Here is a 22711-nt window from a genome sequence, read left to right as displayed (position 1 = left end):
GGGGTCAGGGGGGCAGGACGGCGGTGCCCTGCACCTCGACCAGCGCCTCGTCGTCCCACAGCCGGGCCACGCCGATGCCGGCCATCGCCGGGTAGTCGCTGCCGACCAGCCGCCGCCACACCCCGCCGATGTCACGGGCGCGGGCGCGGTAGTCGGCGAGGTCGACCGCGTACACGGTGAGCGAGGCCAGCTGTGCGGGCTCCCCGCCCGCTGCCCGCAGCGCGGTCAGCAGGTTGCCCAGCGCCCGCTCGAACTGCTCGACGACGTCGGCGCCGACTATTCGGCCCTCGGCGTCCATGGCGGTCTGCCCGGCGAGGAAGACCGTCCGCCCGGGCGCGGCCACCACCGCGTGCGCGAACCCCGAGGGCCGGGCCAGCTCCGGCGGGTCGACCCGCTCCAGACCCGTCATGACTGCACCGCCCCTCCGTCGACGTTGATGCCCTGCCCGGTGATCGCGGCGCTGGCCACGCACAGCAGCACCGCGTCGGCGATCTCGTCGGGCCGCACCAGCCGGCCGATCGGCTGGCGGTGGGCCAGCGCCTCGCGCGCCTGCTCCGGCGTCCGCCCGGTCGCGGCGCTGATCGTGGCCACGGTCCGGTCGGTCATCGGGGTGTCGACGTAGCCGGGGCACACGGCGTTCACCGTCACGCCGGTGCCGGCCACCTCGGCGGCGGCCGACCGCACCAGGCCCAGCAGCCCGTGCTTGCTGGCGGTGTAGGCCGCGACGTACGGGTCGCCGCGCTTGGCCGCGGTGGAGGCGACCGCGACCACCCGGCCCCAGCCGGCCTCGACCATCCCGGGCAGGGCGCGGCGCAGCAGCCGGAACGGGGCGGTCAGGTTGAGCTCGAGCGTCCGCGCCCACTCCTCGTCGCTGGTCCGCGCGAGGGGAGCGGAGGTGCCGGCGCCGGCGTTGAGGACGAGCACCTCCACCGGCCCGCCCCACTCCCGCTCCACGGCGCCCAGGACGTCGTCGGCGGCGGCCGGGGCGGTGAGGTCGGCGGAGAGGACGAGCGCGGGACCGGGCAGACCGGCGGCGACCGCGTCGAGCTCCCCGGCGCTGCGCGCGGTGAGGGCGACCGCGTGCCCCTGGGCGGCCAGCCGGCGGGCCACGGCGGCGCCGATGCCCCGCCCCGCGCCGGTCACCAGGCAGCGGCGGGCGACCACGCCGGCGAGCTTGCCAGCCGCTCGTGACGACCGTCAACATGACGACATAGCGGCTCGTCGACCGCCGGCGCCGGCGACCACGGAGGGGTGGTGGGCATGCGGCCCGAGGAGTTCACCGACGTCCGGTACGAGGTCGAGGAGGACGACCACGCCGTCATCACCATCGACCGCCCGGAGCGCATGAACAGCTTCCGCGGGCGCACCGTCGACGAGCTGATCTCGGCGTTCAAGCACGCCTGGGCCGACCGCCGCGTGGCCGCCGTCATCCTCACCGCCACCGGAGAGCGGGCCTTCTGCACCGGCGGCGACGTCAAGGAGCGGGCGGAGACCGGCGGCTACGGCGAGACCGAGTGGGGCACGTTCGAGATCGAGCGGCTGCACCGCATCATCCGCGACATCCCGAAGCCGGTGATCGCCGCGGTCAACGGCATCGCCATCGGCGGCGGCCACGTGCTGCACGTGCTGTGCGACCTCACCGTCGCCTGCGAGGAGGCGACGTTCGCCCAGGCCGGACCGCGCGTCGGGTCCTTCGACGCCGGCTTCGGCTCGGCCTACCTGGCGCGGGTGGTCGGTGAGAAGCGGGCCCGCCAGATCTGGTTCCTCCTCGACCGCTACGACGCCGCGACCGCCGAGCGCTGGGGTCTGGTCAACGAGGTGGTGCCGCGCGATCGGCTGTTGGACACCGCCCGGGAGTGGGCCCGGAAGATGGGCTCCTACTCGCCGACCGCGCTGCGCTTCCTCAAGCACTCGTTCAACGCCGACAGCGACCACCTCGGCGGCATCTCGCACCTGGCCTTCGACGGGCTGTCGCTGTTCGCGGCCAGCGAGGAGGGCATGGAGGGCGCGCGGGCCTTCGCCGAGAAGCGGGCGCCGGACTTCCGCCGCTTCCGCTGACGAGCTACACACTCCTTGACGCGGGGCGCGCAACCCGTAGAGCATCCGGGCAGTGGCCGACGACGTCCCGAGGAGGCCCGCGATGCCCGACACCTTCCGCTCTCCGCGCATCGAGTCGCAGCGCCTCCCCGACGGCCGGCTGCTGCTGCGGTCGGCCGAGCCGCTCGGCGAGCACGCGGTGGGCGTCGTCCACGACTTCCGGGCGCACAGCGAGGCGCATCCCGACCGGCTGCTGGTGGCCGAGCGGGTGGGCGAGGAGTGGGCGCGCTCGACCTGGGGCGAGGTGCGTGTCCAGGCCGACCGGCTGGCGCAGGGCCTGCTCGACCGCGGGCTGGCCGACCGCCCGGTCATGGTGCTGTCGGGCAACAGCCGGCTGCACCTGACGGTGCTGCTGGCCGGGATGACGGTGGGCGCACCGGTCGTGCCGACCAGCGTCGCGTACTCGCTGCAGAGCGCCGACCACGCGAAGCTGCGGGCGATGGCCGACCTCGTGGACCCCGGCCTGGTCGTCGCCGAGGACGCCTCCTACGACCGCGCGGTCGCCGCCGTGGCCGGCGAGCGGCCGGTGCTCAGCCGGGACGGCGACGTCGCCGGCTCGATCCCGGTGGCGGCGTTCGGCGCCGAGCCGACCGCCGAGGTCGACCGCCGGTGCGCGGCCCTGCGGCGGGACGACGTCGCGAAGATCCTCTTCACCTCGGGGTCGACCGGGACGCCGAAGGGCGTCCTCACCACCCACGGGATGCTGTCGGCCAACCAGCAGCAGATGCGGCAGGTCTGGCCGTTCCTCGCCGAGGAGCCGCCCGTGCTGCTGGACTGGCTGCCCTGGAGCCACACCTTCGGCGGCAGCCACGACCTGGACATGGTGCTCGTCAACGGCGGCACGCTCTGGATCGACGACGGCCGCCCGGCCCCGGCGCTGGTCGGGCGGACGGTGCGCAACCTGGCCGACGCCCGCCCCACGATCTACTTCAACGTGCCCGCCGGGTACGCCGCGCTGCTCCCGCACCTGGAGCGCGACCGGGCCGCGGCCGCGGCGTTCCTCGACCGGCTGCGGCTGGGCTTCTTCGCCGCCGCGGCCCTCCCGCAGCAGCTGTGGGACCGGCTGGAGAAGCTGGCCGCCGAGCACGGCGCGCGGATGCAGATGACCACGTCGTGGGGGCTGACCGAGACCGCGCCGGCCGCGACGAGCGCGCACTACCCGATCACCCGCAGCGACGTGCTCGGCGTGCCGCTGCCGGGGGTGGAGCTGGCGCTGGTGCCGGTGGGGGAGAAGACGGAGGTGCGGGTCGCCGGCCCCAACGTGACCCCCGGCTACTGGCGCCGTCCCGACCTCACCGCCGCCGCCTTCGACGAGCACGGCTTCTTCCGCACCGGCGACGCCGTGGCGCTCGCCGACCCCGACCACCCGGCGGCCGGCCTCGTGTTCCGCGGCCGCATCGCCGAGGACTTCAAGCTGATGACCGGCACCTTCGTCAGCGTCGGCACGCTGCGCCCGCAGCTGCTGTCGGCGTCCGACGGCCTGCTGACCGACGCGGTGCTCTGCGGCCAGGACGCCGCCTTCGTCGGCGCCATGGTCTGGCTGCACCCCGAGCACGCCGGCCGGGTGGACGCCGACGGCGTGCCGGACGACGGCCTGCGCGCGCAGCTGGCCGCCACCCTGGCCCGGCTGGCCCGCGCGGGAGGTGGCTCCTCGCAGTGCGTCGAGCGGCTGCTCGTGCTGACCGAGCCGGCCCAGCTCGACGCCGGGGAGGTCACCGACAAGGGCTACGTCAACCAGGCCGCCGTCCGCGACCGGCGGGCCGCCCTGGTCGCGCTGCTCACCGCCGACCTCGTGCCGCCGCAGGTGGTCCTCCGCCCCGCGGGGCAGGATCGCTGACGTGCTCGACGGCCACCTGCTCGTGGACGCCCACGTCCACGTGCCGCACCTGTCCACGCTCGCGCCCGCCTGGATCGACTGGGCGCGGCAGTTCGGCCCGCCCGGCATCCTGGAGGAGGTCTGGCGCGCCGACGGCAGCCCGGACCCCGCGGCGCTGGACCGGCTCATGGCCGAGGACGGCGTCGACGTCGCGCTGCTGTTCTGCGAGTACAGCCCCAAGGCCACCGGCTACCAGCTCTTCGACGACCTGCTGCCGATCGTCGAGCACGACCCGCGGCGGTTCCGGCCGGTCGCCAACGTCAACCCGCACCTGCACTTCCCGATCGCGAGGGAACTGACCCGCCAGCTGGACCTGGGCGCCGCGGCGCTGAAGATCCACCCGGTGCACGGCGGGTTCCGGGCCGACGACGCCGCGATGTACCCCGCCTACGCCGTCCTCGTCGAGCGCGGGGTGCCGCTGGTCGTGCACTGCGGCACCAGCAGCTTCCCCGGGTCGACCAACGCCTACGCCGACCCGCAGCTCCTGGACGCCGTCCTGCGCGACTTCCCCGACCTGCAGGTGGTGCTCGCCCACGGCGGCCGCGGCTGGTGGTACGACGCCGCGGCCTTCCTCGCGATCTCCCGGCCCAACGTGTGGATCGAGCTGTCTGGCCTGCCGCCCAAGCGGCTCCCGGAGTACTACGCGCGCTTCGACCTGGGCCGCCTGGCCCGGAAGTGGATCTACGGCACCGACTGGCCCGGCGTCCCCGGGCAGGCCGCGAACGCCCGCGCGGTCGCCTCCCTGGGCCTGCCCGACGACGTCGTCCCGCTGGTGCTCGGGGAGAACGCGCGGCGGGTCTACGCCGGCCTCGACACCCCCTGAGCCGACCCCGGTTCGTCCGCCCGAGAGGCATCGGTCAGGATGGTGCGGATGTACCGGGGGAAGGGAGAGGTCGGCCATGGGCAAGCACCGGGCACCTGATGCAGACCCCACCGACTTCGACGCGGCGACCAGCGCCCTCGTCGACGTCAGCGGTGACTACGAGGTCGACGCGGCGCACACGCGCATCGGCATCCGGGCGCGGCACGCGATGGTCACCACCGTCCGCGGGTCCTTCACCGACTTCACCGGCACCGCGCACCTGGACACGGCCCACCCGGCGGCCAGCACGGTGACGCTGCGGATCAAGACGGCGAGCGTCGACACCGGCCAGCCCGACCGGGACGCGCACCTGCGCTCGGCGGACTTCCTGGACGTCGAGACCTACCCCGAGATCGTCTTCGTCTCCACCGACGTGGAACAGGTCGAGGCCGACGTCTACACGGTCACCGGCGACCTCACCATCCGCGACACCACCCGCGAGGTGTCGGTCGACTTCACCCTGACCGGCTCGGCGCAGGACCCGTTCGGGCAGACGCGGGTCGGTTTCGAGGGCGCGCTGGCGATCAAGCGCAGCGACTGGGGCCTGACCTGGAACACGCCGCTGGACACCGGTGGCGTGCTGGTCAGCGACCGCATCCAGATCGAGTTCGACGTCTCCGCCGTCCGCATCGGCTGAGGGTCTCAGGGACCTCCGGCCCGGGACGGCGCCGTTCCGTCTCCGTAGCGTCCTGTGCACCGTCGGTGCGAGGGGGAACGCATGTCGGTCGTCGTCGTGCGCCTGTGGTGGGCCTGTGCCACACCGGAGGAGGAGCGGCGGCTGCGCCAGCTGCTCCGGCCGGGCAGCTGGTTCCCCGACGGCTGTCACTCCCGCCGGCTGACCCGCGAGGGGTGCGGGCTCCGACTGGTCGAGATCTGGGCCGACCGGGCCGCGGCCGGGCGGGCGCTGGAGCAGCTCCCGGAACGGCTGCGGTGCGCGGGCGTGGGCGGACCCGAGTCGACCGTGGTGTCGCTGCCCGCGGACGGGTGGTCGGAGCACTGAGCGCGGAGGTTCCCGCGGGGACGCGGTCGAGGCACGCGACGTGCCGGCGTTCCCGCGGGGACGTCCGGGCGGGTGCGGCCACCGCGCGGCGGGAGCCGGGCCGGAGCGGTCCTCACGACGTGGTGGGGGCGGGGCCGGCGTCCATCGCCCCTGCCAGGGCGACCCCCGCGACCAGCGGGGCCAGGCCGAGCAGGGCGGTGCCGGCCAGGACGCGGACCAGTTGGCCACCGATCGGTCCATCGGGCATCAGCAGGGCCGGCCACAGCGCGAACAGCGGGAGGGTCACCACGCCGGTGCCCAGCGCCGCGGCCACGCGCGCCGGGCGACCGCGGCGGCTGAAGAGCCACCCCGCGAGGACGGCGGGAGCGGACGTGAACAGCCAGTGGAAGATCGGGATGATGCCGCCGAACACGGTGTTCGACAGCGCCGCCGCGTAGAGCGCGTTCCACACCAGGGCCGCGGCGGCTGCCACGACGAGCCCGAACCACGCCCAGGTCACGCCGTCCCGGAGCCGCAGCCCGGCCTCGCGTCGCACCAGGACCACGGCGGTGGCCAGGCAGACCGCGGCCGTCGTCAGCAGGAGTGCCCACAGCGGCCCGGGCACGTCGGTGACCAGCCAGGTGGACGACGGGGCCCATCCCGGCCGCGGCCACGGCAACAGGCCCAGGGTGGCCGCGGCCAGGGTCAGCACCGCCGTCGCCACCACCGTCGGCTGGGGTGGGGCCGCGGCGTCCGGCGGTGGAGGTGGTGGCGGTGCGGCCGGGTACACGTGCAGCACTGTCCCGGTGCGGGCCCGTGACGTCGAGGTCGGGCCTGGAGGGATCCGGCAGGTGCGATCGCGTCGGGCGGGACGTGGTCCACGACACGCCTGCCTGGAGGACCATGGTCCGGTCCACGTCAGCCGCCCGCCCACGGTGACCCGCCTCGGGGCGTGGCCGACCCGGGAGGCCCCGTGACCGGTGGTCCCAAGCGGCGTGTGGCCATCGCCTGTCAGGGCGGCGGCAGCCACACCGCGTTCACGGCCGGGGTGCTCGGCCGGCTGCTCACCGCCGAGGAGTTCGACGACTACGAGCTGGTGGGCCTCAGCGGGACCTCCGGCGGAGCGGTGTGCGCGGCGCTGACCTGGTCGGCCCTGGTCGACGGCGACCGGCGGGCCGGCAAGGCGCGGCTCGACGGGTTCTGGGCCGACAACGCCGCCGCGGGTCCGGTCGAGAAGGCGATCAACGCGTGGATGCTGTGGGCCGCCACGCTGCAGACCGTCGGGCTCCTGCCCACCGTCAGCCCCTACGACGTCCCGGTCACCGGCATCGAGCACTTCCGCGCGCTGCTGCGGCGGTGGGTGGACTTCGACCGGATCCAGGCCGACGGCCTCGCCCGGCACCCGGTCCTCCTGATCGGCGCCGTCGACGTGCTCTCCGGCGAGTTCCGGGCGTTCAACAGCCGCCGCGAGCGGATCACCGCGGACATGGTCCTGGCCTCGGCGGCGATCCCCACCGCGTTCCGGACGGTGCACACCGCCGGCGGCAGCTTCTGGGACGGCCTGTTCTCGCAGAACCCACCCGTCCGCGAACTGCTCGACGCGCGGCCGGACGAGCTGTGGGTCATCCAGATCAACCCCACCGAGCGAGCCCGCGAGCCGCGCAGCGTGCTCGCCATCGCCGATCGGCGCAACGAGCTGGCGGGGAACCTGTCGCTCTACCAGGAGCTGCACTTCATCGAGAAGATCGACGAGCTGCTCGCTGACGGCCTCCTGACCGGTGACCGCTACAAGCAGGTCACCGTGCGCGTCGTCCAGCTCCCGCGGGTCGGCGCGTCCCGGTGGTTCGGGCCCGCGTCGAAGGTCAACCGCGACAGCCGCTTCCTCCGCCGCCTCATCGAGGAGGGCGAACGCCAGGCCGACACGTTCCTCACCGCGCTGGCCTTCGAGGGGGCGTGGCACCGGGCGGACGCCGGCGGGCTGGTGCACCACCTGGCCGACGACGCCGAGCTCACGTCCACCGGGCCGTTCGCCGAGTGCGGTCCGGTGCGGGGGCGGCAGCTCCACGAGCTCCTGCGGGACCTGTCCCGCGACGCCCGCATCGACATCACCCGCAAGCAGGTGACCGCGCACCGGGCCGTCTGGACCGTGCGGACCGGCAAGGGGGACCCCTCCGAGCGTGGCTGCGTCGCGGCCGAGTTCCGCGACAGACGGGTCGTCCGCCTCCGGCTCGGCCCGGTGGCCGGCGCCTGACCGGTCGGCCCGGCCGCCGGGCCGGCGACCGCGCCGGGTCAGCCCGGCCGCATCGTCCCGTCGGCCAGGTACCGGGTGTGCCAGTCGAGCGCCTCGGCCAGCAGGTGCGGGGTGTGCCGGCCGGGGGAGTCGCGCAGCGCCCGCTCGTAGTAGTCGCGCAGCAGGGGCCGGTAGTCGGGGTGGGCGCACCGCTCGATCACCAGCTCGGCCCGCTTGCGCGGCGCGAGCCCGCGCAGGTCGGCCAGCCCCTGCTCGGTGACGATCACCGAGACGTCGTGCTCGGTGTGGTCGACGTGGCTGACCATCGGCACGATCGTCGAGATCGCCCCGCCCTTGGCCGTCGACGGGGTGAGGAAGAAGGACGTGAAGGCGTTGCGGGCGAAGTCGCCGGAGCCGCCGATGCCGTTCTGGATCCGGCTGCCCATGACGTGCGTGGAGTTGACGTTGCCGTAGATGTCGGCCTCGATCAGCCCGTTCATCGCCAGGACGCCGAGCCGCCGGACGATCTCCGGGTGGTTGCTGATCTCCTGCGGCCGCAGCACGATGCGCTCGCGCAGCACCTGCGCCTCGGCGTCGAACCGCGCCGCCCCCTCCGGGCTGAGCGAGAAGGCCGTCGCCGACGCCGACACCATCCGCCCCGAGCACAGCAGCTCGAGCATGCCGTCCTGGATGACCTCGGTGTAGGCGGTCAGCCCCTCGAACGAGGACTCGCCGAGCCCCGCCATGACGGCGTTGGCCACGTTGCCGACCCCCGACTGCAGCGGCAGCAGCTCGCGCGGCACCCGGCCGCGGGCCACCTCGTGCTCGAGGAACTCCACGATGTGCCCGGCGATCGCCCGCGAGTCGGCGTCCGGCGCCTTGAAGGGGGTGTTGCGGTCGGGGGCGTCGGTCTCGACGATCGCGACGACCTTCTCCGGGGGGCAGCGCAGGTACGGCACGCCGATCCGGTCCGCCGGGCCGACCAGCGGGATGGGCACCCGGTCCGGCGGCAGGGCGGTGCCGTAGTAGACGTCGTGCATCCCGTCGAGGGCCGGGCTCTGCCAGGAGTTGACCTCCAGGACCACCCGGTCGGCCCGGTCCAGCCAGGTCTTGTTGTTCCCCACCGAGGACGACGGGACGAGGTCGCCCTCCGCGGTGATGCCGCTGACCTCGACGACGGCGACGTCGAGCGGGCCGAGGAAGCCCATCCACGCCATCTGCGCGACGTGCGACAGGTGGACGTCGATGTACTCCATGAGGCCGGCGTTGATCTTCTCCCGGCTGACCGGGTCGGACTGGTAGGGCAGCCGCAGCTCGATGCCGTCGGCCGCGGCCAGCGCGCCGTCGAGCTCGGGGGCGGTTGAGGCGCCGGTCCAGACGTTGACCCGGAACGGGCGCCCGGCCTCGTGCGCGTCGGAGATCTCCCGGGCCAGGGCCTGCGGCACGGCCTTGGGGTAGCCGGCGCCGGTGAAGCCGCTCATGCCGACGGTGTCGCCGTGGCGGATGTGCGCGGCGGCGGCGTCGGCCGACACGACCTTGCGGGCCAGGCCCGGGTGGTGGATGCGTCCGGACCCCGGCATGGGCCCGACGTTACGCGCGGCGGGCGGGTGGCCACACGGCGAGCAGCGTGCGGACCCCGGCGAGCAGCGCCAGCGGCTGGTCGAGCATCGGGTGGTGGCCGGCCTCGGGCAGGTCGACGACCGGCAGTCCGCCGGGCACCAGCGCCGCCATCTCGGCGGCCATCTCGGGGGGGACCAGGCCGTGCTGGCAGCGGAACAGCGCCGCGGGGGCGGCCAGCCGGGGGAGCAGCTGGCGCACCAGCGGGCGGCTGCCGAAGAACCCGGGGTCGAACTTCCACGTCCAGCCGCCCTCGACCGCCCGCAGCGACCCCCGGGCGACGTGCTCGCGGACGTAGGGCAGGTACACGTCCTGGGCCGGGAGGGTGCGGAAGCGGGCGACGGCGGCGTCCAGGTCCGCATGGACCTTGTGCACCCGCGGCCTCTCCCGGAGGTCCTGCTCCTCGGGCGGCTGGCGGTCCAGCGGCGAGTCGATCACCGCGACCCCGGCGACGGCGTGGCCGTGCTCGACCCCGGCGGTCAGCGCCACCCAGCCGCCCATGCTGTGCCCCAGCACCACCGGCCGGGACAGCCCCTCGGCCGCGGCGACGGCGAGCACCTCGCGCGCCCACTGCGCCATCCCGTAGGCGTCGCGCCGGTCGCTGTCGCCGTGCCCGCTGAGGTCGGGGGCGACCACCCGGTGGGTCTCCAGGAGCGGGGCGACGTGGTCCCACCAGCCCGAGTGCGCCGCGCCCCCGTGCACCAGCACCAGGCCCGGCCGGCCGGGCGTCCCCCAGGCCCGGTAGTGCACGCGGACGCCGTCGACGGCGACGTCCCGGTGCTCGGGGACGGCGGCCACGGCGCGGGTGAACCACGCCGGGGCGGTGTCGACGGCGGGGGCGGTCATGGACGGGCACGTTACGGGGCGGCGGCGTTGACCCGGGCGCGCAGCGCTCGCTAGGGTCGTGTGCGGCAAGGGAACCGGCGTGCGCATCCCGCACACATGGCCGGGACCACCACTCGACGACGAGGAGCCGCCATGGAGCTGGAGTCCATCCTGGACCCCACCGGCGCCACGGACGCCACCGCCGACACCTCCCTGGCACCGCGGGTCACCACCCTGCGCGGCCGCACCCTCGGCCTGCTGGACAACGGCAAGCCCAACGGTGCAGCGCTGCTCGACCAGGTGGGCTCGGTGCTCAAGGAGCGCTACGGCGTCAAGGACGTCCTGATGTTCACCAAGCCCTACTTCGGGACCCCGGTGGAACCGACCCAGACCCAGCGGATCTTCGAGGAGTGCGACTTCGCCGTCACGGCGATCGGCGACTAGGGCTCCTGCAGCGCGGCCAGTCTGGCCGACGGGATCCTGCTGGAGCGCGCGGGCGTGCCCGCCGTCTCCATCTGCACCGACGCGTTCCGCATCACCGCGGAGGCGATGGCCCGGACCTACGGGTTCCCGGGCTTCGCGTACGTCTCCATCCCGCACCCCGTCGCGAGCCTCTCCGCCGAGGGCATCCGCGAGCGGGTCGAGGAGATGCTGCCCCGCCTGCTCCAGATCCTCGGGGTCGAGGAGTGACGGGGGCGGCCGCGTGAACCCCACGCAGCGGGCGATCGAGCACTGCTACACGCAGGGCTGGACCGACGGCCTGCCCGTCGTCCCCTGCGACCGCGAGGCCGCCGAGGCGATGCTCGCCCGGGTCGACCGCGACCCGGGCGAGGTCCTCCTGGAGATGCCGCAGCTCAACCGGGCGGTCACCGTCCGGCTGGCGGCGGTCAACGCGGTGATGGCCGGGTGCCTGCCCGAGTACTTCCCGGTGGTCGTCGCGGCCTGGGACTCCCTGCGCGAGGAGGGCTACCCGCGCAAGGGGATCTGGCAGAGCACCACCGGCACCGGCTCCCTGCTGCTGGTCAACGGGCCGGTCCGCGGCGAGCTCGGCGTCAACAGCCAGGGCAACCTCTTCGGGCCCGGCTTCCGCGCCAACGCCACCATCGGCCGCGCCGTCCGGCTCACCGCGATCAACGCCCTCGGGCTGCGGCCGCACGAGCTGGACCAGGCCACCCAGGGCACGCCGGCGAAGTACACCGCGTGCATCGGGGAGAACGAGGAGGAGTCCCCGTGGCAGCCGCTGCACATCGACTGCGGCCTGGCGGCTGAGGACAGCGCGGTGACCGCGTTCACGATGCGCAGCACGCTGCACATCGAGGCCCGGCACACCCGCGTGCCCGAGCAGCTGCTCGACGACGTCGCCGGGTCGCTGGCCCGCACCGGCGCGCTGCTGCACCAGACGGTGAGCGCCCTGGTCGTGCTCGGCCCCGAGCACGCGCACCTGCTCGCCGACGCCGGGTGGGCCAAGCGGGACGTGTCGCGGTACCTCTACGAGCAGTCGTTCCTGCCCCGCGAGGCCCTCGACCGGGTGGGCAAGGGTGCGGTGTCGGCCACGAGCCACTGGCGGGTCGCCCGGGACCACCCCGACGCCGTCCTCGACCCCGGTCCCGACCCGGCGCGCGACGGCATCCACGCGATGACCTCGCCCGACGCCGTCCTCGTGGTGGTCGCCGGTGCGTCGAACTCCGGCGTCTCCGCGGTGGTCGAGACCTTCGGCCCGCGCGGCGGCCGGCCCGCGGTCACCCGGATCGCCTCGTGACCGGCGCCGGGGCGGGCGCGCCGGCCCGCGTCGCGGAGAACCCCGCGACGCTGCTGGAGGCGGTCGCCGACGCGCTGACCGCCCTGGACCCGTCCCGGGCCGTGCTGGTGCACGGGGAGCGGGCGGTGACCTGGTCGGAGTTCGACGACCGCGCCGCCCGGCTGGCCGGCTTCCTGGCCGGCGCCGGCGTGGGGCCCGGCGACCGGGTGGGCATCGCGCTGTACAACTCGCCGGAGTACGTGGAGAGCCTGTTCGCCGTCCTCAAGCTGCGGGCGGTACCGGTCAACGTCAACTACCGCTACCTGGAGACCGAGCTCGAGCAGGTGCTCGGCATGGTCGACGCCCGTGCCCTGGTCGCCGACGCCACCCTCGCGGGGCGGGCCGTCACCGTCGCCGCCCGGCTGCCCGGGCTCGCTGCGGTCGTCGTCGCCGGGGACGGGGCGCCCGAGGGCGCCACCGGCTACGAGGACGCGCTGGCCGGCCCGCCGCAGCCGCGGGTGCCGCGGTCGCCCGACGACCAGGTCATCGTGCTCACCGGCGGCACCACCGGCCTGCCCAAGGGCGTCGTCTGGGACAGCGCCGGGCTCTGCGGCGTGGTCTCCTCGGCCTACGGGCGCGCCGGCCTGCCGGTGCCCGCCGACCTCGCCGGGGTCGTGGCCTCGGCGCTCGAGGCGGTCCGCGGCGGCACCGAGCCGGTCGTCCTGCCGGCCTCGCCGCTCATGCACGGCACCGGCTTCTTCACCTCCCTGGGCAACCTGCTGCGCGGCGGCCGGGTGGTCACGCTGCCGGAGCGGTCGCTGGACCCCGCTGCCCTGTGGACGGCGGTGCAGCGGCACCGGGTCGCGGAGCTGGTCATCGTCGGCGACGCCTTCGCCGTCCCGCTGGTCGCCGAGCTCGACCGCGCCGCGGCCGCCGGCACCCCCTACGACCTGTCGTCCCTGCGCCGGGTGTTCAGCTCCGGCGTGCGCTGGGGCACCGAGACCAAGCGGCGGCTGCTCGAGGCCGGGCCCATGACGCTGCAGGACAGCATCGCCGCCACCGAGGGCGGCCCGTTCGGCATCTCGATGTCCGGGCCGGACCCCGACACGGTCAGCTCCCGCTTCGCCCTGCCGCCCAACGCCCGCGTCATCACCCCTGACGGGACCGACGTCGTCCCGGGCTCCGGGCAGGTCGGGGTGCTGGCGAGCACCGGCAACCTGCCGCTGGGGTACCTCGACGACCCGGCGGCCACGGCGGCGGTGTTCCGCACGATCGACGGGGTCCGCTACGCCGTCCCGGGGGACGCGGCCACCGTCGAGGCCGACGGCACGCTGACGCTGCTGGGCCGCGGCTCCGGCGTCATCAACACCGGCGGGGAGAAGGTGTTCGCCGAGGAGGTCGAGGAGGCGCTGGTGGCCTGCCCGGGCGTGGCCGAGGCCGTCGTCGTCGGGGTGCCCGACGACCGGTGGGGGAGCCGGGTGACCGCGCTGGTGGTCGCCGAGCCGGGGGCGCGGCTGGACCCCGGCGCGCTCAGCGCCGCGGTCGGGGAGCGGCTGGCCGGCTACAAGCGGCCCCGGGAGGTCGTGGTCGTGCCGGCCGTCGAGCGGACCGTGTCGGGCAAGGTCGACCGCCGCTGGGCCGCCGGCGAGGCCCGCCGGGCGGTCACGGGGTCAGCCGCGCCGGCTCAGAACTGAGCGGGTGGGGTGACCCGGGCGCCCAGCACGGCGATGTCCCGCTCGATCTGCCGGGCGGTCTCCCGCAGGGGCTCCAGCGCGATGCGCTGCAGCTCGGCGGGGGAGTGCCGCCGCGCCTGGGTCCCGACGTTGACCGAGGCGACGACGGTGCCCGAGGACTCCCGGATGGGGACGGCGAGTGAGGTGACGCCCTCCTCGAGCTCCTGGTCGACCAGGGAGAACTCGTCGGCACGGGCCGCCAGGACCGCCCGCCGCAGCGCCTCCCGGTCGGTCGTCGTCTGGTCGGTGCGCGGCTCCAGCCGGGCCCGGGCCAGGTAGGCGTCCAGCGCGTCGTCCGGCAGCGCGGCCAGCAGCACCCGGCCGTGGGAGGTGACGTAGGCCGGCAGCCGGGTGCCCACCGTCAGCTGGCTGGACCACACCCGCCGGGCGCCGACCCTGGCCACGTAGACGATGTCGTCGCCGTCGAGGACGGCGACGCTGGTGGTCTCGTTGAGCTCCGCGGACAGCGTGGTCAGGTGGGCGGTGGCCACCTGCGGGAACGACAGCATCGACAGGTAGGTGTAGCCGAGCTCCAGCACGCTCGGGCGCAGGTGGAAGCGGCGGTCGATGGTGCCGACGTAGCCGAGGTCCAGCAGGGTCAGGACGAAGCGGCGGGCCGCGGCGCGGGTCATGCCCGTGCGCCGCGCGATGTCGCTGAGGGTGAGCTCGGGCTCCTCGGCGGTGAACGCCCGGATCACCGCCAGCCCGCGCTCCAGCGACTGCACGAAGTAGTCCCCCCGCGGCCGGGGGCCGTCCGGCTCGGCCGCGGTCTCGCCGTCGCCGGCGGCGGGCAGGTCCTCGGGTTCGGTCAGGGGGTCCAGCTCCTCCGCGCGGCCGCGGCGTGCTGCCGCGGCGTGTCTCGTCGATCCTCGTCCGTGCGCCCCCGCCCGGGACAGGTCGCGCCGACGCTACCCGCCCCGAGGGGTGATGATCACCTCTCCGCGGTCGGCGTCGACCCGGACCCGGTCGCCGGTGTGGATCAGCTCGAACGGGTCGCCGTCGAGGTCGGTCACCGCCGGCACGTGGGTCACCACCACGCCGAGCGCGATCTTGGTGTTCATCGTCGTGAAGACCATCGCGGCCGGCGCGGAACCCATGAGCCGGGACATGTGGAACATGCCCGACCACCCCGAGGAGCCCTTGGCGCCGCGGAAGACCAGCACCTTGCCGGCGAAGGACTGCCCGACCAGCTCGTGGCGGGACTCGATGACCCGGCCCTTGCGGGGCTCCACCCCGCCCCAGCCGGAGATCGCCTCGCGGGTCACGAGCGCCTCACCCTCGGCGACGCCGCCGACCAGCCCGCGGCCGGTCAGCACCACCTGGCCGCGCCGGGCGACCTGCTCGCTCACGGTGCCTCCTCGCTGACGCTCGTCGGAACCGCGAGCGGCGCTGCTCTGCCCATGCGTGACCTCGCGAGCTCGGTCACGGGACCTCCCCGCGCCAGGTGCCGGTCACCGCGGCGTCCACGCACTCGGCGAGGGTGCCGAACAGACCCTGCACGTTCATGATCGCCGGCAGGTAGTGCACCTGCTTGGCCGAGTCGGTGGCGATCACCCGGGTGCCCTTCGGCAGGAACTGGCCGATCGCGGGGCAGGTGTCGCTCATCAGCAGCGCTCCGGCCTCCTCCAGCGCCCGCGCGTAGCCGTTCTGCTCGGCCACGTGCCGCAGCGCCCGCGGGGTGAACACCCACAGCTCGGTGCCGTCGTGCACCCGGCGGCCCTCGAGCAGCCGGACGACGTCCCGGATCTGGCCCAGGGTCGCGTGCGGGCACCCGATCATGACCAGGTCCACGTCGGTGTCGGTCGCGGTGGCGTTGAGGTGCTCGTAGGCCTCCCGGCGCTCGGCCGCCCCGTAGCGCAGCCGCACCTGCGGAGTGCGGCCGGCGAGGGCCTCCTCCAGCGTGCGGGCCTCGGCGGTGATCCCGGGGACGTGGTACATCTCCACGCCGCCCGAGGACGCGGCCGCGGCGCCGAAGTGCTTGAGCCGGACCAGGTCCGGGACGGCGGTGATGCCGTCGACGACCGGGATGGCCTCCTCCGGCACCTGCTCGCCGATCCAGTAGCCCAACAGCCCCCAGTCCCGGTTGCTGGTCACCGGGACGTCGACCTCGACGAGATGGGTGCCGTGCCGGTTCTCCTCCAGGTGCAGGCCCCAGTAGGGGATCTTGCCGGTGAGCATGGCCGCGCCGGTGCTCTCCCGGCCCTCCACGTTGGTCCGCGCGCCCAGCACGGAGTTGACGTAGACGACCGCCGAGCTCTCCATCCAGGCGCAGTGCTCGCCCTTCAGCGGCACGTTGCCCACCTGGTAGGGCGTGCAGGTGTTGAGCAGGTGGATGCCGTGCTCGGCGTTGTACCGCTCGCTGGCCACGATCTCGTCGTGCTCGGCCTGCGGCAGCCCCTGCACCCGCCAGTGCTTGGTGTCCATCGGCCCGATGAGCTGGTAGCTCTGCGCCTTCACCGGCGGGATGGGGAGCACCCGCGGGGCGTCGAGGCTGTGCTCGGAGAAGGCGGCGTCCGGGCTGGGGGAGCCGCACACCAGGCTGTGCCGGGAGCCGAACAGGTTGGCCCCGCACACGTTGTCGGTGTCGACCAGCCGCTCGGCCCCCAGCACCTCGCCGTAGCGGACCAGCAGGTCCATCGCGGCGGCGACCGCCTCGCCCTGGGCGCCGTCCAGCATCGCCCGCTCGTCGTCGGCGAGCCTCACGGCGACTCGCCCCCGTCGAAGCGGACGCCGTCCTCGACCAGCCGGGCCTGCAGCTTGGCGACGTCGACGTCCCCGACGGCGACCCCGGCCGACAGCACCAGGTCCGCGGCGGTGCCGGCGGCCTGGCCCATCGCGAAGCAGGGCCCCGTCACGCGGGCGCTGGACTGCCCCTCGTGCGTCATCGACGCGCAGCGGCCGACCACGTAGGTGTTGGTCAGCCGCTGCGGCACGACCATGCGGAAGGGCAGCTGGTTGTAGCCGCGCGGCTGCCGCTGCCAGCGGATCTCGACGTCGCCGGCGACGTGCGCCTCCACCGGCCAGCCGTTGACGCCGATGGCGTCGGGGAAGTCGGCGCAGTCGAGGATGTCGTCCTCGCTGAGCTGGTACGCGCCGACGATCCGGCGGGTCTCGCGGATGCCGATGTCGGGGGCGATGTCGACGACGTACGCGGCCGCGAAGCCGGGCACCTCCTCCCGGTAGAACGGGAAGACGTCGCGGACCTGCCGGCGGCCCTGCAGCTCCCCGCGGGTCAGCTGCCACACGTCGGTGCCGTCGATCGCGCTGCCGTCGGGGTTGCGCAGCTGGGTGATGTTGGCTCGCCACTCCAGCGGGTTGCGCTGCGGCCGGACGATGGGCCGCTTGCGGGGGAAGCTGAACCGGCCGCCCAGCTCGGCCTCGTCCATGAGGTCCGGCAGCCGGTCGTAGGTGGCGTGCGCGGCCTCGGGGTCCACGCCGTTGATGCGGAACATCAGCGACGGGTAGAGCATCCCGTGCGCCGGGTCGGTCTTCTCGTACGGCGCCCCGGCCCACGCGGCGAGGTCGCCGTCCCCGGAGCCGTCCACGAACACCCGCCCGCGGATCGCCCCGCGCCCGGACTTGGACTCCACCAGCAGCGCGTCCACGGTGCTCTCGTCGGCCATGACGACGCCGACGGCCAGGGCGTGGAACAGCAGCGTCACGCCGGACTCGACCAGCAGGTCGTCCAGGGCGATCTTGTAGGCGCTGATGTCGTAGGCCTGGGCGAGGATGCGGTCGGCGAAGCTCAGGTGCGGCGGGTTGAGCCCGTCGAGGGCGTCGATCCGCGCCAGCAACTCGTCGGCCAGGCCGTGGATCACCTGCCGGTCCTCGCCGTGCACGCGCGCGTGCAGCCCGCAGAACGTGGACAGCCCACCCGCGCTGCCCGCGCCGCCGGTGTAGCCGTTGCGCTCGACGAGGATCGTCGACCGCCCGGCGCGCGCCGCGGCGGCCGCGGCCATCACGCCGGCCGGCCCGCCGCCGAGCACGACGACGTCGTACTCACCGAGGACGGCGGTGCGCCGCCCGGGTTCCTCGACCCAACTCACCGGGCCCCCTCCTCGTGGCCGCGGCCCGGGGCGGGGGCCGTGAGCACCGCGCCGCCGGGGACGGGGGACACCAGCCGGCGGTAGGCGGACAGCCACCCGTGGTCCGGGCCCAGGGCGGGGGCGCCCAGCCGTTCCCGGCGGGCCGCCAGGACGTCGTCAGGGACGTCGAGGTCGACGGTGCGCCGGTCGACGTCGATGACGATGCGGTCGCCGTCCTCGACGAGCGCCAGGGGGCCGCCCAGGGCCGCCTCGGGCGTCACCTCGCCGACGACGGTGCCCACGTTGACCAGGCCCGACATCTGACCGTCGGTGACCACCGCGACGCTGTCGCCCAGGCCGGCGCCCTCGAGGGCGAACACGACGGCCGAGCCCAGCGCCATGCCGGGGCCGCCGACGACGCCCAGGCCGCGGACGACCAGCACCGTGCCGGGGGAGACCTCGCCGCGCTGGAGGCCGGCCAGGGCCTCGTCGCGGGAGGAGTAGCACAGCGCGGTCCCCTCGAAGCGGCGGTTGCCGCGGTCGTCGACCGGCCGCTTCACCACCGCGCCGCCCGGCGCCAGCGAGCCGCGCACCACCACGATCGTCGGCCGGGTGCCGAAGGGCCGGTCGGCCGGGCGGACCACCTCCTCGTCGGCCACCGTCGCGCCGGCCAGCACCTCGCCGAGGGTGCCGCCGTCGACCGTGGGGACATCGAGGTCGAGCAGGTCTCGCAGCTGCGCCAGCACCGCCCGGGTGCCGCCGGCCCGCTCCAGGTCCTCGATGAACGCCGGGCCGTTGGGGCGGACGGCGCACAGCAGCGGCACGCGGTCGGCGAGCTCGGCGAACAGCCCGGGCACGTCGACGTCGACCGCGGCCTCGTGCGCCACCGCCTGCAGGTGCTTGATCGAGTTGACCGAGGCGCTGGTGGCGAGCATGACCGTCACCGCGTTGCGGAAGGCCGCCGGCGTCATCACCTGGCGCGGGCGCAGCCCCTCGGTGACCAGCGCGACGATCCGCTCGCCGGCCCGCCGGACGCCGTCCCACATCGCCGGGCTGTTGGCCAGCACCGGGGTGGTGCCGGTCAGCGACATGCCCAGCGCCTCGCAGGCCATGTGCATGGTGTTCGCCGTGCCGAGGCCCGCGCAGACGCCGGGGCCGCGGATGGCGTTGTCGCTCATGCCGCAGAGGTGCTCGAAGGTCATCCGGCCGGCCGCGACCGAGCCCGCGGCCAGGAAGACCTCCTCGATGTCGACGTGCTCGCCGCGGTAGTCCCCGGAGGGCTGGTAGCCGCAGCCGACGACGATCGTCGGGATGTCCAGCCGCCCGGCGGCCATCAGGTGCGCCGGGGCGGTCTTGTCGCAGGAGGCCAGGGTGACCATGCCGTCGAGCTGGGCGCCCTCCACGGCCACCTCGACGTCGTTCACGATCAGGTCGCGGCTGGGCAGGATGTAGCGCCCGTCGCGGCCGGCGGAGGTGATGAAGTCGCTCGGCGCCGCCGTCCGCACCTCGAACGGCAGGCCGCCGGCGGCCCGGATCGCCTCCTTGAGCGGGCCGACCAGGCCGTCGAGGTGGCTGAAGCAGATCGCGAGGTCCGACGAGGAGTTGACGATCGCGATCTTGGGCTTGGTCATGTCCTCGTCGGGGATGCCCAGCGCCCGCCACTGGGCCCGGCGCACCGCCCAGCGGGAGCTGCCCTCCTGCAGGTTGCTGCGCAGCGTCGTCACGGGGAGACGCCCGCCACCGAGTCGTGCCACGGGATCATCAGCCGCTTGGTGAGGGTGACCGCCGCGTAGAGCAGCGACCCCATCAGCGCCAGCAGCACGATGACGGCGAACAGCTGCGGGGCGTCCAGCGCGTTGAGGCTGCGCACCACCAGGTGGCCCAGGCCCTCGCTGCCGCCCAGGTACTCGCCGACGATCGCGCCGATCACCGCGAAGACGATGCCGACCTCGGCCCCGGCGAAGATGTAGGGCAGCGTGCTCGGGAACTCGAGGTTCCGGAACGTCGCCCAGCGGCTGGCGCCCAGGCCGCGCATCACGTCGCGGTGCCCGCGGTCCACCGACCGGACGCCGAGCATCACGTTCAGCATGATCGGGAAGAACGCCAGGATCGCGGCCATGATGACCTTCGACGTCGTCCCGAAGCCGAACCAGATGACGAAGATCGGGATGAACGCGACCTTCGGGATCACCTGCAGCGCCACCAGGGCCGGCTGCACGGCCCGCTCGAGCCACACGACCCGGCCGAGGACGGCGCCGACGGCGGTGCCCGCGCCCAGGGCGATGACGAAGCCGAGCAGCACCTCGTAGAGGGTGATCCAGACGTCGGTCCAGATCTCGCCGCCGGTGACCAGGTCGACCAGCGACCGCCAGACGTCCAGCGGCGCGGGCAGGATGAACTCCGAGACCCCCAGGACCGAGACGGCGAACTGCCAGCCGCCGATGAGCAGCAGCAGCAGGATCGGCGTGGAGATCAGCGGCAGGGCCTTCATGAGGCCGTCGCGGTCACCGGGGTAGCGCCGCTTCTGGAGCGACGGCCGGCCGGTCTCCCCGGCGGTGTCCTGGGGGGCGTTCGCGAGAGTGCTCATTCCTCGTCCAGTTCGTGTCGGAGTTCGCGGACGATCGTCTGGAACTCGGGGCTGGTCTCGGTCTCCAGGGAGCGCGGGCGCGCCAGCGGCACGGGGGTGACCGACCGGATCCGGCCCGGCCGCGGCGTGAGCAGCACGACGCGGTCGGCCAGGAAGACGGCCTCGCTGATGGAGTGGGTCACGAACACCACGGTCGCGCCGGCCTGGGCGTGGATCGACTGCAGCTCGAGGTTCATCTTGTCGCGGGTCAGCGCGTCGAGGGCCCCGAACGGCTCGTCCATCAGCAGGATCTTCGGGTCGTAGCTGAGCGCCCGGGCGATGGCGGCACGCTGGCGCATGCCGCCGGAGAGCTCCCGCGGGTAGGCGTTCTCGAACCCGGGCAGGCCCACCAGCTCGCACAGCTCCGCGGCGCGGGCGCGGCGGGCCCGCTTGCCGACCCCGCGCAGCTTCAGCGGCAGCGCGATGTTGTCGGCGATCGTGTACCAGGGGAACAGGTTCGCGTCCTGGAACACGAGGCCGAACTGGGCGAAGGCCTCGTCGTTGCGCTTCCCGCCGCGCCAGATGCTCGCGCCGTCGGCGGTCACGGTGCCGGAGCTGGGGGCCAGCAGGCCGGCGAGGATGCGCAGCAGGGTGGTCTTCCCGCAGCCGGAGCGGCCGACCAGCGAGATGAACTCGCCCCGGGCGATGGAGAGGTTCACGTCGCTGAGCGCGTGCACCTCACCCCGACGGGCCTGGTAGACCTTGTCGACCCCGGTGACCTCCAGCTGGGCCGGGGCGCCGGCCGGCGCCGGCGGCGCGGCCTGTGCGGGTGCGGGGATGGTCATGCCGTCCTCCCGGTGTGCGGCGGGGTGCGTGCTCACGGTCGGGGCGCTCACGGCGCCGGGGCGAAGTCGTTCGTGTACCACTCGGCCGGGTCCAGGCCCTCCGGCACGAAGCCCGAGCCGGACATCTCGTCGTAGACGGTCTGCCACTGCTCGTCGACGGTGCGGGCGATCTCGGCGTCGCCGGCCGCGGTCCACGACTCGACGTACTGGTCCAGGGCGGCCTTGCCGACCTCCGGGTCCTCCAGCGTCGGGATGTCGTACTCCGAGAGGCACTCGATGGTCTCGGCGTAGCCGTTGGCCTGGTCCTCGACGACGAACTGCACGGCGGCCTTGACGGCGGCCAGGTAGGACTTCAGCTGCTCCTGCTTCTCCGGGTCGTCGGCCTGCTCCTGGGACGTGACGTACACCTGCCCGCCGCTCTGGACGTCGTCCGAGGGGCTGTAGACCACGGCGTCGTCCTGCTGCGCGGCCAGGGCCACCGAGGTGTCGAGGGAGACGATGTAGCCGCCGATGCGGCCGGAGGTGACCAGGTCGAACACGCCGGGGGCGACGCCGACCACCTGCGTCTGCACGTCGTCCGGCGCGATGCCGGCCTCGGCCGCCACCAGCTTGAGGATGATCTCGCTGGTGCCCCCCTCCGAGGGCGTGCCCATGAGCCGGCCCTCGATGTCGGCCGGGGACTCCAGGGGGTCGGACGAGGCGGAGACGAACCGGATGGTGCCGGTCTTGTTGATCTGGCCGACGTTGACCAGCGGGGCGTCGCGCTCGCCGACGGCGAGCATGGTCTCCATGTCGCCGACGCGGGTGATCAGCGCGCCGCCGGCCAGCACGGTCTGGATCGCGGGGGCCGAGCCCTGGGTGGTCTCGAAGGTGACGTCGAGGCCCTGCTCCTCGAAGTAGCCGCAGGACTGGGCGACCAGCTCGGGGGTGAAGGTCAGGCTCTCCAGCGGGAGGATGTTGAGGAAGGTGACCTCCTGCAGCTCGCCGTCCCCGGCGCTCGCGCTGTCGCCGCTGCCTCCCGCCTCGTCGTCCCCGCCGCCGCAGGCGGCCAGCAGGGTCGCCGCGCTCGCCGCGGCGAGCGCCACCTGCCACCGCGGACGGCGGCGCGTGGTGGGGCGAAGGGCGGTACGGGACATCGGGCTCTCCTCGGGGAGGGTCGGGACGGCGGGGCCGCGCCGGTGCGGGCGCCGTGCAGGTGGGGCGCCACCGAGTTGTGTGCGGCATGCGGCCACTCGTGCTGTAACCGCACAGGACGCTATGGCGGTCGTCACAGGGCTGTCAACCACGGCGGTGGAGCCGGCGCGCCCTTGACCGGACG

General features: G+C 74.5%; 21 protein-coding genes and 1 pseudogene. 9 read left to right on the top strand and 13 right to left on the bottom strand.

The window, feature by feature from the left end:
* Nucleotides 1-4: 4 nt before the first annotated feature.
* Entirely contained in the window at nucleotides 5-409 is a 405-nt protein-coding gene (locus ACI784_RS06870) for a RidA family protein (protein WP_456923510.1), read from the bottom strand.
* Nucleotides 406-1164: an SDR family NAD(P)-dependent oxidoreductase gene (locus ACI784_RS06865; protein ID WP_457012916.1), complete on the bottom strand. Its 759-nt coding sequence runs from the start codon at nucleotides 1162-1164 to the stop codon at nucleotides 406-408. The genes ACI784_RS06870 and ACI784_RS06865 overlap by 4 nt, the downstream gene beginning before the upstream one ends.
* A 96-nt stretch (nucleotides 1165-1260) precedes the next feature.
* Here ACI784_RS06865 and ACI784_RS06860 point away from each other — a divergent pair, with 96 nt between their 5' ends.
* The 5 genes from ACI784_RS06860 to ACI784_RS06840 all read left to right on the top strand — a co-directional run bounded on the left by ACI784_RS06860 (nucleotide 1261) and on the right by ACI784_RS06840 (nucleotide 5835).
* Nucleotides 1261-2058, top strand: coding sequence for an enoyl-CoA hydratase-related protein (locus ACI784_RS06860; RefSeq protein WP_456923508.1), 798 nt, complete (start codon nucleotides 1261-1263; stop codon nucleotides 2056-2058).
* A gap of 82 nt (nucleotides 2059-2140) precedes the next feature.
* The gene (locus ACI784_RS06855) at nucleotides 2141-3934 is read left to right on the top strand and encodes an AMP-binding protein (RefSeq protein WP_457012915.1); all 1794 of its coding nucleotides are present in this window, start codon (nucleotides 2141-2143) and stop codon (nucleotides 3932-3934) included.
* Nucleotide 3935: 1 nt separating this feature from the next.
* Entirely contained in the window at nucleotides 3936-4796 is an 861-nt protein-coding gene (locus ACI784_RS06850) for an amidohydrolase family protein (protein WP_456923506.1), read from the top strand.
* 76 nt (nucleotides 4797-4872) lie between these two features.
* Nucleotides 4873-5472 (top strand): YceI family protein, encoded by a 600-nt coding sequence (locus ACI784_RS06845; protein ID WP_456923504.1) that lies wholly within the window; start codon nucleotides 4873-4875, stop codon nucleotides 5470-5472.
* 81 nt (nucleotides 5473-5553) lie between these two features.
* Nucleotides 5554-5835 (top strand): hypothetical protein, encoded by a 282-nt coding sequence (locus ACI784_RS06840; RefSeq protein WP_456923503.1) that lies wholly within the window; start codon nucleotides 5554-5556, stop codon nucleotides 5833-5835.
* A gap of 112 nt (nucleotides 5836-5947) precedes the next feature.
* Here ACI784_RS06840 and ACI784_RS06835 read toward each other — a convergent pair whose 3' ends face one another.
* A complete protein-coding gene (locus tag ACI784_RS06835) occupies nucleotides 5948-6604 on the bottom strand; it encodes a hypothetical protein (protein WP_457012914.1) in 657 nt (218 codons plus the stop codon).
* A gap of 183 nt (nucleotides 6605-6787) precedes the next feature.
* Between ACI784_RS06835 and ACI784_RS06830 the strand changes: the two genes are divergently transcribed.
* Nucleotides 6788-8065, top strand: a complete 1278-nt coding sequence (locus ACI784_RS06830; RefSeq protein ID WP_457012913.1) for a patatin-like phospholipase family protein — start codon at nucleotides 6788-6790, stop codon at nucleotides 8063-8065.
* 38 nt (nucleotides 8066-8103) lie between these two features.
* On the opposite strand, the gene ACI784_RS06825 is transcribed toward ACI784_RS06830, so the two are convergent.
* Together ACI784_RS06825 and ACI784_RS06820 are read right to left on the bottom strand one after the other, a co-directional pair.
* Complete coding sequence (locus ACI784_RS06825; RefSeq protein WP_457012912.1) at nucleotides 8104-9624, bottom strand: acetyl-CoA hydrolase/transferase family protein; 1521 nt, start codon at nucleotides 9622-9624, stop codon at nucleotides 8104-8106.
* A gap of 10 nt (nucleotides 9625-9634) precedes the next feature.
* The gene (locus tag ACI784_RS06820; RefSeq protein ID WP_457012911.1) at nucleotides 9635-10507 is read right to left on the bottom strand and encodes an alpha/beta fold hydrolase; all 873 of its coding nucleotides are present in this window, start codon (nucleotides 10505-10507) and stop codon (nucleotides 9635-9637) included.
* A gap of 96 nt (nucleotides 10508-10603) precedes the next feature.
* Here ACI784_RS06820 and ACI784_RS06815 point away from each other — a divergent pair.
* The 3 genes and pseudogenes from ACI784_RS06815 (at nucleotide 10604) to ACI784_RS06805 (ending at nucleotide 13918) form a co-directional block, all read left to right on the top strand.
* Nucleotides 10604-11176, top strand: a pseudogene (locus ACI784_RS06815) (UGSC family (seleno)protein).
* A 13-nt stretch (nucleotides 11177-11189) separates the two neighbouring features.
* Complete coding sequence (locus ACI784_RS06810) at nucleotides 11190-12245, top strand: hypothetical protein (RefSeq protein WP_457012910.1); 1056 nt, start codon at nucleotides 11190-11192, stop codon at nucleotides 12243-12245.
* The gene (locus tag ACI784_RS06805; protein ID WP_457012909.1) at nucleotides 12242-13918 is read left to right on the top strand and encodes an AMP-binding protein; all 1677 of its coding nucleotides are present in this window, start codon (nucleotides 12242-12244) and stop codon (nucleotides 13916-13918) included. The genes ACI784_RS06810 and ACI784_RS06805 overlap by 4 nt, the downstream gene beginning before the upstream one ends.
* Here the strand turns inward: ACI784_RS06805 and ACI784_RS06800 are convergent.
* The 8 genes from ACI784_RS06800 to ACI784_RS06765 form a co-directional block, all read right to left on the bottom strand.
* Nucleotides 13909-14682, bottom strand: a complete 774-nt coding sequence (locus ACI784_RS06800; protein ID WP_456923496.1) for an IclR family transcriptional regulator domain-containing protein — start codon at nucleotides 14680-14682, stop codon at nucleotides 13909-13911. The two genes, ACI784_RS06805 and ACI784_RS06800, sit on opposite strands and share 10 nt — an antisense overlap.
* A gap of 183 nt (nucleotides 14683-14865) precedes the next feature.
* Complete coding sequence (locus ACI784_RS06795) at nucleotides 14866-15306, bottom strand: aconitase X swivel domain-containing protein (RefSeq protein ID WP_457012908.1); 441 nt, start codon at nucleotides 15304-15306, stop codon at nucleotides 14866-14868.
* A gap of 73 nt (nucleotides 15307-15379) precedes the next feature.
* Nucleotides 15380-16660 (bottom strand): aconitase X, encoded by a 1281-nt coding sequence (locus tag ACI784_RS06790; protein ID WP_457012907.1) that lies wholly within the window; start codon nucleotides 16658-16660, stop codon nucleotides 15380-15382.
* Nucleotides 16657-18003, bottom strand: coding sequence for an FAD-dependent oxidoreductase (locus ACI784_RS06785; protein ID WP_457012906.1), 1347 nt, complete (start codon nucleotides 18001-18003; stop codon nucleotides 16657-16659). The genes ACI784_RS06790 and ACI784_RS06785 overlap by 4 nt, the downstream gene beginning before the upstream one ends.
* Entirely contained in the window at nucleotides 18000-19706 is a 1707-nt protein-coding gene (gene ilvD / locus ACI784_RS06780; protein ID WP_456923491.1) for a dihydroxy-acid dehydratase, read from the bottom strand. The genes ACI784_RS06785 and ilvD overlap by 4 nt, the downstream gene beginning before the upstream one ends.
* Nucleotides 19703-20569 (bottom strand): ABC transporter permease, encoded by an 867-nt coding sequence (locus tag ACI784_RS06775; RefSeq protein WP_457012905.1) that lies wholly within the window; start codon nucleotides 20567-20569, stop codon nucleotides 19703-19705. The genes ilvD and ACI784_RS06775 overlap by 4 nt, the downstream gene beginning before the upstream one ends.
* Nucleotides 20566-21393, bottom strand: coding sequence for an ABC transporter ATP-binding protein (locus ACI784_RS06770; RefSeq protein WP_456923489.1), 828 nt, complete (start codon nucleotides 21391-21393; stop codon nucleotides 20566-20568). Before ACI784_RS06770 ends, ACI784_RS06775 begins: the two co-directional genes overlap by 4 nt.
* 47 nt (nucleotides 21394-21440) lie before the next feature.
* Nucleotides 21441-22529, bottom strand: a complete 1089-nt coding sequence (locus ACI784_RS06765; protein WP_456923488.1) for an ABC transporter substrate-binding protein — start codon at nucleotides 22527-22529, stop codon at nucleotides 21441-21443.
* Nucleotides 22530-22711: the final 182 nt, after the last annotated feature.

The organism is Geodermatophilus sp. SYSU D01186, assembly GCF_054050215.1.
This window is presented reverse-complemented; position numbering and strand designations above follow the sequence as displayed.